Origin of the sequence: Helicobacter sp. 11S02596-1 (assembly GCF_002272825.1) — a bacterium.
In the GTDB taxonomy this organism is placed as follows: Bacteria; Campylobacterota; Campylobacteria; order Campylobacterales; family Helicobacteraceae; genus Helicobacter_J.
This window is the reverse complement of sequence record NZ_MLAM01000018.1, coordinates 1-15522: the sequence shown is the minus strand read 5'-3', so window position 1 is coordinate 15522 and position 15522 is coordinate 1. Positions and strand designations below refer to the sequence as shown.

The 15522-nt window shown below is 42.1% G+C and carries 8 protein-coding genes; 5 read left to right on the top strand and 3 right to left on the bottom strand.

The features are described from left to right. The coding region (locus BJI48_RS08940; RefSeq protein ID WP_143428797.1) for a hypothetical protein at positions 1-4390 on the bottom strand (4390 nt) is incomplete at its 3' end. A gap of 1351 nt (positions 4391-5741) precedes the next feature. Here BJI48_RS08940 and BJI48_RS08935 point away from each other — a divergent pair. Further along, the gene (locus tag BJI48_RS08935) at positions 5742-5969 is read left to right on the top strand and encodes a hypothetical protein (protein ID WP_095334172.1); all 228 of its coding nucleotides are present in this window, start codon (positions 5742-5744) and stop codon (positions 5967-5969) included. Beyond that, entirely contained in the window at positions 5953-6228 is a 276-nt protein-coding gene (locus tag BJI48_RS08930; protein WP_095334170.1) for a type II toxin-antitoxin system YafQ family toxin, read from the top strand. The genes BJI48_RS08935 and BJI48_RS08930 overlap by 17 nt, the downstream gene beginning before the upstream one ends. 253 nt (positions 6229-6481) lie before the next feature. Here the strand turns inward: BJI48_RS08930 and BJI48_RS08925 are convergent, their stop codons facing one another. Beyond that, positions 6482-7870 (bottom strand): amino acid permease, encoded by a 1389-nt coding sequence (locus tag BJI48_RS08925; protein ID WP_095334168.1) that lies wholly within the window; start codon positions 7868-7870, stop codon positions 6482-6484. A gap of 328 nt (positions 7871-8198) precedes the next feature. Between BJI48_RS08925 and BJI48_RS08920 the strand changes: the two genes are divergently transcribed. The 3 genes from BJI48_RS08920 to BJI48_RS08910 are packed head-to-tail and all read left to right on the top strand — an operon-like array spanning position 8199 to position 14128. After that, positions 8199-11729, top strand: coding sequence for a proline dehydrogenase family protein (locus BJI48_RS08920; protein ID WP_095334166.1), 3531 nt, complete (start codon positions 8199-8201; stop codon positions 11727-11729). 1 nt (position 11730) lies between these two features. Continuing rightward, complete coding sequence (gene putP, locus BJI48_RS08915) at positions 11731-13227, top strand: sodium/proline symporter PutP (RefSeq protein ID WP_095334164.1); 1497 nt, start codon at positions 11731-11733, stop codon at positions 13225-13227. 22 nt (positions 13228-13249) lie between these two features. Further along, a complete protein-coding gene (locus BJI48_RS08910) occupies positions 13250-14128 on the top strand; it encodes a DMT family transporter (protein ID WP_257874449.1) in 879 nt (292 codons plus the stop codon). A 22-nt stretch (positions 14129-14150) separates the two neighbouring features. On the opposite strand, the gene BJI48_RS08905 is transcribed toward BJI48_RS08910, so the two are convergent. Continuing rightward, on the bottom strand, positions 14151-15335 hold the full coding sequence (locus BJI48_RS08905; RefSeq protein ID WP_180763105.1) for an autotransporter outer membrane beta-barrel domain-containing protein: 1185 nt from the start codon (positions 15333-15335) through the stop codon (positions 14151-14153). Between the last annotated feature and the right edge of the window lie 187 nt (positions 15336-15522).

Below are 15522 nucleotides of genomic sequence, written 5' to 3'. Positions count from 1 at the left end.
TACCCTCACCATTATCAGCATATTTGTATTGCATGGCTTTTTTAATCATCGCTTCAAAGCTATTATTGCTTCCCCCAAAAGGATTGCTTAGCATTGAGAGGCGATTGGTAGTAGAGGATTTAAAGATTACACCCATACTTTCTGAGGTGGTGTTGGATTTGGTGGCTTGGGCAGAATCTTGATTGTGTTTATCGACTTTGGCGATGACATCTTGGACAATGCTAGGATCTAATGTCTGCATTTGCACCGCGATGGTATTTTTGAGTGCGGGGGAAAGCTTTTCGATACCCTCCATCACTTTGAGTTCCTTATCAGAAAATTTTTCGGCATTTTGCACCGCGATGGCTAACACAGTCGTGTCCAAGTTATTTAGCTCCTTATAAAGGGCTTCAAACTGCCCGACATAGCTATCAAGGATTTTTTTGGTTTCTTGGGCGTTTTTACGCCCTACTTTGCGGGTCAGTGCCGTATTGACAGCTTCACTCCCTTGAACGCCAATGGCTTCTTTTTCTTTATTAAGCTCGGCTTGAGCGGTAGCAACTTTTTCATCAAAGGCTTTTTTCTCTGTATCTTTATTTAATAATTCATTTACCATCTCAACCTCAGCGGTTTTTTCAAATTCCTTGAGTTTGCTTTCATAATTTTCATATAATGAATTATAAAAACTATCATCAACGCTAGAAATATCTCCATCTTTAAAATGTTTTTCGATATAAGTTTTATCTTGGGTTTTAATTCTATTTTCTGCTTCTTGTATCCCAGTTTTAGCATTATTTACAAGATTTGTATAAAGCGTTATGCTTGATTTATTTTTTTCTTCATCTTTTTTGAGGGTTTCCAAACGGCTTTCCTTTGTCGCTAATGAACTTTTCAAATCATCCAATTCCTTTTTTTGTAAATTAAGCATTGCTTCCACAGCTTCGGTTTGAAGTTTTTGTTTTTGTGCAGATATTTTTGTTTTATATTCGGATGTTTCTGCTACCTGTGATTGAAGCTCGATTTTCTTTTTTGCGACATATTCATTGAGACTCTGCTGTGCTTGAGAAAATGCTGTATTCAAATCATCATATCGTTTTTTAAGATCAGCTTTCTCTTTATCTTGCTTTTCTTTAGAAAGGGTTTCGAGCTTTTGTCTCATCTCATTTTGGAGCGCGAGGGCTTTGTTGTGCGCGGTGTCATAGATCTTGTTATATTCTTGCTGGAGTTTTTCAAACTGGCTATCTGTGAGGTAGCTAAAATGTTTTTTATCCAGGATAGGTTTATTTTCAGCATCGCTTTTGTCTATCTTTGTATAAAGACTATTGATAGCCTCTACCAATCCCGTGATATAGCCATTGAGTGTGGAATTATAACCAGTATAGCCATCTTTGCCTTCAGGGTTACCAATAAACATCTTATACACATCGTAGCCCTCCGCCCCGTTGGTTTCAAAAACCCGCTTGGCTTCTTTCATTTTTTCTAGCCTTTTTTGACGCTCTGCTAGGCTAGCATTGTAGGCTTCTTCAGCTTTTTTCTCATTAGTGAGATCACGGTCTTTGTTGTTTTTATCCCCTACTAATTTCTCATATTCTGTATAAGCGACATCTTGCTTTTTTTGAGTTTCTTGAGTTGCCAATTCTTGGTCTTTTTTCTGATACTCCGCTACTTTTTCAGGAATCTTGTTTAAAAAATCATCTTTATTATTATAAACAGCGTCGTTATCTTTTTTTTCTTTCAAAAAATCTTCAAACTCTGTTTTCAGATAAGTGATGGCTGATTTTCTATCTTCTAAATGTTTTTTATTTACCTCATCAGTGGTTTTTGAGATTTGTTCCTCATAGCCTTTTAATCTTTTTTCTAACTCTGCTTTGAAGTCGTTTGCTTCATTTAATCCCCAAAGTTGATGGTTTTCTAAATAAGTTTTTACGCTATTAAGTTCTGAAGTAACGTATGTATTTTTTTGGAGTTTAATATTATCTATTTCTTTCTTGATGGTATCGTAAGCCTCTTGCTTGGCTTTTATTTGGGCATCGATACTAGCAATTTCAGCGCTGATTTTATTTTTTTCCGTCTCATCATAGGGTTTTGTCGCAGTGGCTTCATATTGTGTGATGAGATCATTGGCAAGTGCGATACGATCGCTAAACTCAAGATGACGGATCTTTTTGGGTATTAGATTTTTTGCCACGTTGGCTCGGAGCTGGTTCATCAACTGCTGGAATACCGCCTCTGAGTAAAGCTGGGCGATACTTTTTTGCTTGCCAACTTGGCTGGTTGTGATAGAGACATAGAGGTTTTTATTATCATCGCCTAGACTGCTAGAGAATTTAAGATTTTCACGGGCGTAGTCATCAAATTCCTCGACATCACTAAGCCTGCCGTTTATTTTATTCGCAGTAAATAACGCAAAGTTTTCTGGATTGATCGCTTCGGTGGTCTGGGCGTTGTCTGCGGGTTTGTCTGTGATCTCAATCCCGCCTTTGCTTTTTAGCAAAAGATAGGCACGATCGGCAAGGATGGGCTGTTTTTTGGAGATAAATCCGATATGGGATTTTTCATAAGACAGCGTGCTTTTGCCAGTTACATTGATATAGCCGGCGTCATTGGTGTCGATTGCCCCGGTCATTATCCAGCCCTCGTTTTTGAAATCCCCAGTAACATTGAGCCTCCCGCCATCAACAAGCAAAATCGTCCCGCTGGTTTTATTTTCTAGCGTGCCTATAATATCGATAGTCCCGTAGTCAAATGCGCTCATTCGCCCCTCTGAGTAGTTGTTATACGAGGTAAAATGCTTATCAGGTGCGGAGTAGTCATCCGGGTCTTCACCCATCTTGTCATTGAGCGCTAAAACCATATTTTTGGCATCGTGGGTGGCTTTGGTTTCAGGCTTGATGAGGGCAATTTCTTCATTGGCTTGGGTATTTGATGATTCAGTTGCTTTTCCCCCATCGGGAATATTGGGAATGCTAGTTTCATCTCCTTGAACTTTATTATCAGAACTGGCAACTACGGCATTATTATTGTTTTCTTCACTAGGCTTATTTTGAGCGGTGGTTTCTTCTTTTTTATCAGCTGGACTGCTAGCTTCGTTTGCTTTAACCTTAGTGCTTTCTTTTTCTTTCTCATCTTTTTTGGCAGCGACTTTAGCCTCGAGAGCTTTTTGCTGTGCCTCAAGGGTTTTTCTCCCATCTGCTGTGAGATTGTCATCACCATTGCTGACTATCCCTGTGATGAGATTATGCACCTTGATAGCGCCAAGCGTTTTTGCCTCTGTGCCCGCGTGGCGGGTATCGATATGCACGCTACCAAAACCCCCGCTCGCATAGAGTTGGCCGGTGTTGTTAAATTCTTTGGCATAAAAGCTCACTTGGGTATTTTGAGAAATCGTAGCCATATCATCATTATTACCCACCGCTTCTTGGTATTTGAGGCTATCAAACACCTCGCCTTTATCATTGGCATCGCCACTATAAAATTTGGCTTTGGGATAGACATATTGGCTTTCTTGTCTGGCTTTGAAGTTGATCACATCGAGCACATCAAAATCGCCTGGAAAACCGGTTGGACCATCATCATTTTTATAGTCATCTTCAATATAAGTCCCGCTATCAAAAAAATTGTTAGTATAAGTATTTATTTGTTTGCCTACACTCAATGTCGAGCCATTTGAAAGCCGTAGCGTCCCACCCATATTGAGATTTTTTTTATCTTCTTTTTTAAAGCCACCCGGATTATCACTGCTTTTATCTGTTCCCGTGTATTGCCCCGGTGCGATACTTAGGACTGAGCGGGAGGCATAGGGGTGCTTGAGATGCGCTTCCATCGGGGCGTCATCTCTGTGATAGAGCCCAAGGGAGAGATTATCAAGACTTGAATCGACATTATTTAGGCGTTTATTGAATGTGAGATTCCCATAAGTTGCAGGGCCTAAGATCAAGGTTTGAAAATTCATCCCATCTTCTAGGAGAATAGAAGCCGATTTATAACCAATAGCACCCACGCCCCGACCATTATTTCCAGGAATCGGCAATGGACCAATGGGGGCGATCGGGAAGCTAAAAGAAGATTGCGAAGCACCTGCGGGATAATAGGTATAGAGCCTAAAATCATTGAAATTTTGGCTATCTTTGAGTGCTATCCAAGTGTTGCCATCAATGGCTTTAAAAAATGTCTGGGAGCTTGCACCAGCTTTTTTTGTGTATTCATTAATGCCATTATACGTAGCAGAGCTACTAGACTTATCGATATTTTTATTTTCTGGGGCTACTAATGGGGGGGGGGGCATACTATCTGCGAACAATCCTTGCCCCACCGCTGTGCCAAAAATCGATGCAACGAGTGCAAAACGTGAGCGAGAAATCGTTTTTTTGAAACGATTAAAAAAAATTTGTGTCAAGCGTTTTTGTTTCATTTACTTTTTCCTTTATATTTCTAATAAAATGATAATCATAATTATTTATCTAGTTTGATAAAAAATAGCTGAAATTTATAAGAAAAAAATCAAAAAACATAAACTTGATAATTTCTTGACATTTGAAAATGAGGTTTTTGGTTTTTAAACAAACCGAGTAAGCATAATGAAAACCTTAGAAACTGGGTTGATGACGTGCGAAGCACGGAATAACCCTATCCTTTAGGAACGAACAGGGATTCACTCCCTGTGAGTGATCTTCAGATTCGCTTGCGAATCGAGTAAAACATAAATGTTTTGTTTTCAACAAAAGGGGTTTAACCCTCCCCTAACCTGCCGTCTGCTATGTCCTTGCGGGCATAAACAATCGCCGTGTGAGGCTACCAGAGCCAAGCAGTTGGCTCTGGCTTTACCGCCTCTCCCCCAATTAGCCCCGAAAAGAATAAGCCTCTGTTCCTTTTCGGCGGAACATTTAAACGATGGGCGGGGAAGTCGCTTGCTTGTGTCCTTTAGGAACGTAGGCGGGCTTAGCTTGCCGAAGTGGTCTTCAAATTCGCTAAGCGAATTGAGTTCAAATAATAAAGCAAAATCGGCGGTTACACTTCAACAATTGGGTGGGCGGGTCAAAATTTTCCGATTTTTCACAGCACACAAGCGCGACAAAAGAATATTATTTTTCACTCGGTTTGGGTTTTAAAACCCAAACCTGAATACCACTTCGGGCAGTCCAACTGCCCTGCGTTCCTAAAGTAACCATCTCATACCCAAAGCTTTGCTTTGTGTATTCGAGATAGGTTTCTAAGGTATTTAAATCTTACCCGCCAACAAACCAAAGCCTACTACGCTTTTTCACCTTATCTGCTAGGGGGGCGGGTCAGGGGGAAAGGGTTGTTAAGGGGAATGGGGGGCGGACTTCGCAATTTAAGCCCCCCTTCCCCTTAAAAGGCGAAAGCCTCAAAAAGGGAAAACAAAACTAGGGATTTTTTAATTCGCTTTGTTTGCTTATTTTGCAAATCAAACTGAGTGAAAAATAATGAAATGGTCTTGCGATTCAATTTTTCAAACTAAATCAAATCCAAAATAATGATTCTTTTCCATAGCTGTGCGACTAGTTATTTTTTCTCATATTCGCTAGAAAGGGACTAGGGGGCTTAGAATTGCGAAGACCGCCATTTGGGTGGGCGGGTCAAAAAGACCCCTTTAAAACCCCTACCCCCGTCACGCCCCCTTAGTTGATAGGGTGAAAAGGCGTGGCGGTATTTAGATTCACAACGTGAATCATTGCAAATAATCCAAATTAAGCACTTTATGGTATGTGGTATAATCGAGCAAAAAATTAAAAGGATATGCGATGACCGTAATTCTTGAAAATGTGGGTAACGAACTTTTGCCAGCACTCAAAAGCTTGGCAGCGGGTGCAAATTTAAAAATGAAGACCAAGCGAAGCGATGATGAGATTGTGGCGACATTAAGAAAAGAATCCCAGCAATTAAAAGCAGATTACAAAGCAGGTAAAATCAAGGGCTATGATAGTGCGGAGGAAATGGAAGAGGCGATTTTGAATGGCAACAAAATATAAAATTGTTGATTCAAAAAGATTCTCCAAGAATTTTAAAAAATTAAGCCCACAAAATCGAAAAAGCGTTCGAGAGATTTTAAATCGCCTCGCTAATGATGAAATCCTAGAACCCAAATATAGAGACCATAAGCTTAAAGGCAGTTATGATGGGCTTAGGGAATGCCATATCTTGCCTGATTTATTATTGATTTATGAAAAATGCGAAGATATTTTGATTCTCAATGCCCTGCGTATCGGTTCGCATAGCGAGTTGTTTTAAAGGAAGATTTCATAATAAGGACTTGATTTATCGAATCAAGTAAAAACCTTAGAAACTTTGCCTGCCGAAATGGTCTTCAGGTTTGTTTCCAAACAAACCGAGTAAGCATAATAAAAACCGAAGAAACCGGGTTGATGACCAGCGAAGCTGGGAATAACCCTGAGCTTTAGGAACGCAGGGCAGTTGGACTGCCCGAAGTGGTCTTGCGATTCAGTTTTTAAACTGAATCGAGTAGAAAATAGATGAGCGGTCTTCAGGTTTGTTTCCAAACAAACCGAGTAGAAATATAATAACTCACCAAACAAATCACACAAAAAATAATCGTCCCATAGATCGCTACCCGTTGCGCCACATCAAAATAAGCCCCCACCATCGAAACCACACAGCCGATAATCCCAAGTATTTGGATTCCGGGTGTAAATGGCGTCTTGTAGGGCAAATCCTCGAGGCGATTGCCTTGTGCGAGATACCATTTTCTGAATTTATATTGCGCGATACTCACACTCACCCAAACCAACATCATCGAAAACCCGCTCACCGCAATCAGATTATTAATCACGCTTTTGGGGGCGAAAAAATAGCTCAACAAGGCAATCAAAGACACTATCATTGAAAGGATGAGCGCATTCATCGGGATACCCCGCTTATTGACCTTGCCAAAGAGACTAGGGAGCATTTTCTTTTCAGCCAAGCCCCAAATCATCCGTGCAGAGGCATAAAGCCCCGAATTGGCTGTCGATAGCAACGCAATAATCAAGACCGCATTCATCACATCTGCGGCAAAGGGGACGTTAAAAATCTCCAGAACGCCTACAAAGGGGCTTTTAGTAATACTTGCATCATTCATCGGCAAAAATGTCGCCAAAATCACCACCGATCCGACAAAAAAGATTATCAACCGCCATAATGTCGCATTGATCGCCACTGGCATTGCCTTAGCGGGGTCTTTTGTCTCCCCCACAGCCACGCCGATGACTTCTGTGCCTGTAAAAGCAAAATTCACAGCCAAAATCGTCATAAACACCGCTTGAATGCCGTTGGGGAAAAATCCCATATATTCGGGGCTTTGAAAATAAAAATTCGCAAATGTGAGGGCAAAACCATTCAAATACAAATGATAAATCATCATCCCAAAGCCGATAATCAAAAACACGCTCACCGCAATCACCTTGATAAGCGACAAGGTAAATTCACTTTCAGCAAAAGCTTTCACCCGATAGACATTGAAGCCAAAAATAATCGAGGCAAAACACACCACCCAGACCCAAATATGGACATTAGGTAGCCATTTTTGCATTAAAAATCCCACCGCGATAAACTCCACACCAACAGCAACCACCCAATTGAGCCAATAAAGCCAAAAAACTAGATACCCCGCAGATGGCGAGATAAAGCGATGGGCATAATCGCCAAAACTCCCTGTATCAGGAAAATACGAGCTAAGCTCACCCAATGAAAGCATAATGGAATAAACAATCACTGAAGCCACACAATAAGCAATCAAAGTCCCCAAAGGACCGGCGGTATGCAGACTTTCCCCCGTGCCGACAAAAAGCCCTGTCCCCATCGCCCCGCCAAAGGCTATCATCATCAAATGGCGTGTTTTGAGATCGCGCACAAATCTATTATTGTTCGGTTGCATTCTCTCTCCTGTCGGGATGAACTTCATTCAATCTACAATCATATTCATTGCTAGCAAAAAAATACCCATAGTTTGTATTGTTTTTTTAGCTTTTTGAAAATTGGTAACAAATCAAGAAAATATTCAAGAAATTTTTTTCAGAAGTCAATGAATACAATCCTTTCAAAACCCCCAAATCTTGGGATATATTCGCAGGGATAGATGTAGCATTTCTACACTGGCAAAAAAAATTGATTGATTTTGCTACCCATTTATTAAATTTTTAAGAGAATTTAACATATCTTATATGTTAAACTTTCAGAAATTCCACAAAAATAAGGACAAAATTATGGATGAGTTAGTTTCCAAATCACTCCAACTTGCAGAAATGCTACAAGAAAAAATCACTGAACACATCTCTGCAACAGAGAAAAAGTTCCATCAAAAAATGCAAAAACTCTTGGATAATCCCAAGAACAAAGTAATGCTTATCGAGCTACTTGACCGCAGTTTCCGATGTTTTGATAACAAAGCCCGATTTGGCGAAATCGAATATATTTTAGGCAAATACGGCATTGCAGATTTTTTCACCGCTTATGAAAAATTCTTGCTGTTTTCTTTCCTGTCTGCAGGCAAGCTAGCCCCAAGTATTAGCGTGCCATTTTTTGTCAATTATATCCGTGAGGATACCAAAGCAATGGTGCTAGATGAGGAAAAATCCAAACTTGATGCCCATATCATCAAAAGAGAAGCCCAAAATATCACGCTCAATGTCAATCTCATCGGCGAAGAAGTCTTGGGCGAAGCGGAATCACACTATCGGATGAAAAAATACGAAGACGCCCTGAAATCTAAGCATATCAAATACATTTCGATCAAAATCACCACGATTTTTTCACAAATCAATATCATTGATTTTGAATACTCCAAAAACGAAGTCATCAAGCGCCTTGATGAACTCTATGCCATCGCGCAAGATTACGAAAAACAACACGGCGTAAAAAAATTCATCAACCTCGATATGGAAGAATTTAGAGACTTAGAACTCACGGTCGCTGCCTTTATGGAGTCAATTGCAAAATTCGACATCCACGCTGGCATTGTCTTGCAAGCTTATATCCCTGATTCTCTCCATTACCTAGAAAAACTCCACGCATTCTCCAAAGAGCGTGTAAAATCAGGCAAACCCCCCATCAAGATACGCTTTGTCAAAGGGGCAAATATGGAATCAGAAGAAACCATCGCTTCCCAAAAAGGCTGGGAACTCCCGACATTTTCCAAAAAAATGGATACCGATTCGAACTACAACAAAATGCTTGATTTTGTTTTGGAGGGAGATAATTACAAATACATCAACGTGGGTATTGCCTCACACAATATCTTTGAGATCGCCTATGCCTACACAAGAATCTATGAAAAAGGCGCACAAGAAAGCTTCACATTTGAAATGCTTGAGGGGATGAGCTTGCAAGCCTCTTATGAACTCTCCCAAATGCACAAGCTTATCTTGTATGCACCGGTGTGCAACCAAGAGCACTTCAATAACGCCATCGCTTATTTGGTCAGAAGACTTGATGAAAATACCAGCGAAGACAATTTTATGCGGTATTTTTTCAATCTCAAAGTCGGATCAAAAAACTGGGAAATCCAAAAACAGCTGTTTTTGGATTCGCTCAAAAATATCGCCAAGCTCGATAACTCTACCCACAGAGTCCAAAACCGCCTCTTGCCTCAAAGCGCTAAAAGCACTTATGATAATGACACATTTAGCAACGAAAGCGACACGGATTTTATCCTCCCACAAAACAGGCAATGGGCGCAAAAAATCAAAGAAAAATACAGCAATTTGCCCGTCTTGGAACTCTGCCCTATCGCAGGAGAAAAGATCCAAACAGCCGGGATGAAAACCACAGATGTTTTTGACAAAATCCATAATAAAAAAATCGCCTCCATCGCCCAAGCTGACAAGGAAGCTATCGGGAAAATCCTCCAAATCGCCAAAGAAGATAAGAGCGGATTTTCTCAAACAGACCCCAAAAAAATCCACCAACTCCTTTCACAAACCGCACAGAAATTGCGTGAAAAACGAGGCGATCTCATCGGTATCGCCGCCTTAGAAGTAGGCAAAACCTATGCAGAAACTGACGCTGAAGTCAGCGAAGCCATCGACTTTTTGGAATTTTATCCCTACAGCCTCAAAGTCCTCAAAGAACAAAACCCCAACACGCATTTTGCCCCCAAAGGCATTGGTGTAGTGATCGCGCCGTGGAACTTCCCGGTAGGGATTTCAGCAGGGACTATCGCTGCGCCACTAGCAGCGGGAAATCGTGTGATTTATAAACCCTCCAGCCTCTCAAGCGTTACGGGCTATATGCTGTGTGAATGTTTTTGGGAAGCAGGGATTCCAAGAGACGCCCTTATCTACCTACCTGCGAGGGGTTCAGATATTAGCAAATATCTCCTAGGCGATGAGGCGATTAGCTTTTCGATCCTCACAGGAGGCGAAGATACCGCCTATAAAATGCTCGAAGCCAACCCCGCACTTTTGCTTTCAGCTGAAACAGGCGGGAAAAACGCCACCATCGTAAGCAAGATGGCAGACAGGGATCAAGCCATCAAAAATATTATCCATTCAGCCTTTAGCAATTCGGGGCAAAAATGTTCTGCCACATCGCTTTTGATCCTTGAAGAAGAGGTTTATAATGATGAAAATTTCAAAAAAACCCTTATCGATGCGACAGAAAGTATGGCAGTAGGCGATCCATTTGTTTTGAAAAACAAAATCGGCACACTCGCTGATAAGGTCAATGACAAGGTTCAAAAAGCCATCGACTCCAAAGAAGCAACCGAAGAATGGGCTATCAAACCCGAATTTATCGATAATAACCCCTATCTGATGAAACCCGCTATCAAATATGGCACAAAAGAGGGGGATTACACCCATAAAACCGAGCTTTTTGTCCCTATCCTCTCGGTAATGTGTGCCAAAGATCTCGCCCACGCAATCGATTTGGCAAATGCCACAGGATACGGGCTTACAAGCGGATTGGAGTCTCTCGATGAGCGTGAGTGGGATTATTATATCGAGCATATCGAAGCCGGTAATATCTATATCAACAAACCCACCACCGGGGCGATCGTATTGCGCCAGCCATTTGGCGGTATCAAAAAATCCGCCATCGGTTTTGGACGCAAGGTAGGGATTTTCAACTACATCACGCAATTCACAAACATCACCCAAGAGGTTGCTGATTCGCACTTGCTTGATTCAGAGATCTCTAAAAATCTTGAGCAATTCCAAAAATCTCCGGATTTGAACGAAAAGCAAAAAGAAGCATTCACGCCTATCATCGCTATGGCAAAAAGCTATGCCTATCACAATAAAAATGAATTTGAAACCAAAAAAGATTATGTCCATATTCGTGGCGAAGACAATCTATTTTCCTACACCAAAGTCAAATCCATCGGTTATCGCATCAGCGAAGAAGATAGCCTCCAAGATATGATGGGTGTGATCATCGGGGCAAATACCTGTGGCATTCCTTTGAGCCTTAGTATCGCTTCAAAACAGAGCAACCCGCATTTTGCATTCCTCGAGCAAAATCTTGCCAAACTCGCCCTCAACGCACAAATCCACTATGAGAGCGACAAAGAATTTGCAGAAAAAATCTCGCAATTTGGACGGGTGCGCTATTTTGCCAAACCAGACAAAACCAACCCGATCTATCAAGCCGCAGCGCTCAATGCTGTCGTGATTGCTTCGGCAAAACCCCTTATGAATGGGCGTTTTGAACTGCTTTATTATCATTTTGAAAAATCTGTCAGCATTTCTTATCACCGATACGGCAACTTAGGTGCCAGAGCACTAAAAAAGGATTAAAATGGGTTTAGAAACTGTTAGTTTAAGTTTTCCAATCGTTACTACGTTTATCATCTATGCGTTGATTATGCTCTATATTGGTTTTTATTTTTACAAAAAAAATGAAACCACGGAGGATTATTTCTTAGGCAATCGCACAATGGGCCCTTTTATCAGTGCGCTTTCAGCGGGGGCTTCGGATATGAGCGGGTGGCTTTTGATGGGATTACCCGGGGCGTTATATGTGAGCGGGTTGATATCAAGCTACATTGCCATCGGACTAAGTATCGGGGCGTTTATCAACTGGGCATTGGTCGCCAAAAGATTGCGAATCTATACCAGCGTGATCGCAAATTCCATCACTATTCCCGATTATTTTGAAACACGATTTTCTGATGACAAGCATATTTTGCGACTCATTTCAGCATTTGTCATTTTGATATTTTTTATATTTTATATTTCTTCTGGGCTAGTCAGTGGGGCGAAGCTTTTTGAAGCCACCTTTGGTATCAAATACAACTACGCCCTTATCACAGGCACGGTGATCATCGTGGCTTATACGTTTTTTGGCGGTTATAAAGCTGTCTGTTGGACCGATTTGATCCAAGGGCTTTTGATGATGGGTGCGCTTATTGTCGTTCCTTGTGTAATGCTTTATCATCTCGGGGGCTGGGGTGAAGCGATGTCTTTGGTGAGAGAAATCAAGCCTGAAGCCCTCTCCTTTGGGACAGGCGTGAGTGCTTTGGGTATCATTTCTTCGCTAGCTTGGGGGCTGGGGTATTTTGGGCAACCCCATATCTTGGTGCGTTTTATGTCGATACGCTCTGTGAGCCAAATCCCAACAGCCACAGCCGTGGGGATTTCTTGGATGGTCGTTAGCCTTTTTGGTGCGTGTATGATTGGGATTTTGGGGATTGCTTATATCGTGAAATTTGATATATCTTTGAACGATCCTGAAAAAATATTCATCGTGATGAGCCAGCTACTTTTCAACCCTTGGATTGCTGGCATTCTCTTAAGTGCGATACTCGCAGCCGTGATGAGCACCGCAAGTTCGCAATTGCTAGTATCCTCATCAACTATCGCTGAAGATTTTTATCGCAAGATTTTTAATACAAAAGCCCCGCCCAAACTCGTGATGACATTTTCACGGATTTCGGTTTTGATCGTAGCGTGCGTGGCATTTTTCATATCTACGGATAAAAATTCAAGCATTCTTAGTATCGTCGCCTATGCGTGGGCAGGATTTGGAGCGAGTTTTGGTAGCGTGATTGTTTTCTCGCTTTTTTGGTCACGAATGACACGTTTGGGTGCGATTGCAGGGATGGTTACGGGGGCGGTTGTTGTTATCCTTTATAAAAATTTTGGTGTGGCGTATTTTGAAATCTATGAAATCGTGCCGGGATTTTTGTGTGCGAGTATCGCAATTGTCCTTGTGAGCTTCACACAAAAAGTCCGACCTGGCACCAAAGAAGCCTTTGAAACGATGCTAAAAGAGATCCACAAAAAACATCGTTAATAATAATTAGCAAGGAATCTTAATGCGGGGCTTGATGTTTGTCGCAATGATGCTATGGGGGCTGACTTGGACAGCATCAAAAATAATGGTCGAACAGCTCGATCCATTTATGATCGCCTGTATCAAATGCGCTATCGTGAGTTTGACATTTTTGCCCGTGATGGTTTATTTGAAAATCCCTTTTTCTCTGCCTAAAAGCTCGATATTGCCCACGATTTTAGTGGGCGTTTTCAATACCATCTATAACTACCTTCTCCTCATCGGCTTGCAATATGGCGATGCAGGCAGTGCGGGCGTGATCGCTGAAGCCCTTTCCCCTCTCTTTGCGACCATCATCTGGACAGCACTCAAGAAAAGCACATTGCTAAGAAAAGAAAAAATCGGCTTGCTTTTAGGCGCAATCTCCGGAGCATTTTTGATCGATGTTTCCAATCCCCACACATTATTTTCGCTTTTTAATATGATTTATGTATTCGCTGCACTGATGTGGGGAGCTCTAACCGTGAGTTCGCGATATGCGACCGAATCTGCCCACCCGATTGCGATCAATTTTTATAGCACCTTAATCCCTTTTATTATCTTTTTGCCCTCGTTATTTATCCAAGACATCCAGCCATTATTTGAAGTCAAATCAAGCTTTTGGTTTTCGATGTTTAGCGTAACCATCTTATCGACAACATTTGCCACGACGATTTTTTACAAAGGGATCAAGGTTTTAGGTGTGGCACAAGGCGGGATTTTTGTGTTATTAGTCCCTATCGGGGCATTGTTATTTGCTGGGATTATCTTGGGTGAAGTCCCACAACTCCACACTATCATTGGTGGCGGGATTGCCATCGGGGCGATTTATCTGATGAATTTTTATCATCCCAAGCGCACAAAAAAACAGCAAGAAAATTAACCCCCTCCAAAAAACCTTGATTTCAAGGCTTTGTTCTCATCTTGGGTCTGAAATTTTGATTTTCGACTTCTTTTGGGGCTACGCTTCTGCTCCGCACCCGCACCCAATCATTTTTCACCACACCATCGCCGACATTGTAGCGATTGAGCGGTCTTTTTTGGCGCTTGATAGGCGCAGGCATAAGGGGTGGTGCGGGGCGTTTAAACAATCTACCAATCTCTAGGCGAAACCCAAACGTTACCAAATAGCTCGTATCTACGTGGCTAAAAAATGTGCGTTTGAAATCAAGATAAAATTTGAGATTTTCTTTGATCGCAAGATTGGAAGCAAATGCCACACCCAAGCGATAATCTCGGGGCGTTGTCGCTTTGATAGGGTGGTCTTCATACCCATCTTGGACAAACTGCATATCCCCGCCCGTGCTAGAATCATAAGCAAAGCTCAAACCCGTGCGGACATCAAAATAAATCGAATCATTTTGATAGATTTTGCCGACATTGAGGAAAAATTGATTACCAAAAATCTTGCCTGCTTCTTGCTGGAGATGGATATCAATATCCCGAAAACGAATATCGCCCGTGTCGGGATTGAGCTGGGGGGCAGTGGTTTTATAAACATAATCCGCCCGATTGATATATGCCCAGCTCACACGCATTCCGGGTTCTAAAAACCAGCTATTATCATAAGAAATCGGTGCTTTAAACCCCGCTCGGAGATTAAAAAACATCAAATGATAGTTGTTTGTGAATGTGTTGTAATCCAAATCCGCCCTGCCGTCTGTGTTGTAATGATTAAAAGCATATTTTGCATAAGCATCGATACTCAAGCCAAAATTTTTCTGGTAATAATAATTCCCTTGAAAATACGCCCCAAGCCCCACTGAATGGACTTTGCCTGCATATAAATCGGCCGTGAGATTACCATAAGTATAATCTGCTAACCCCCCAACAAACCACCGAAGCCCATCATATGCCCACGCATAGTCATAGCCAGCTTGAAAGGTTTTGTAAGCATTGCCTGAAGCTTTGTCGCTAAGCTTGCCCGCACTCACGTTTGCCCAGATATGTTGGCGAAACTCTTGGGGGATAAAAAACAGCTCATCAATATGTCGGGTAATATCATCAGTATGGAGGCGATAGATTTTGTATTGGATACCCAAAAGTTTCACAAGGCTGTCACTCAAATCATTTTGGGAAACAAAAAACAACGGCGCCGGCGGTTCGGGGGGCGGTGGCGGAGGGGGGGGGGGTGCTGGCACAGGCGGGGGGGGGGGGGGTGGGGGGGGGGGGGGAGGGGGGGGGGGGGGGGGGGGGGGGGGGGTGGGGGGGTCTTTTTTTTTCCCCCCCCCGCGCCCCCCCTTCTACCCCGCCCCCGCAACCCTTTTTGGAATATTT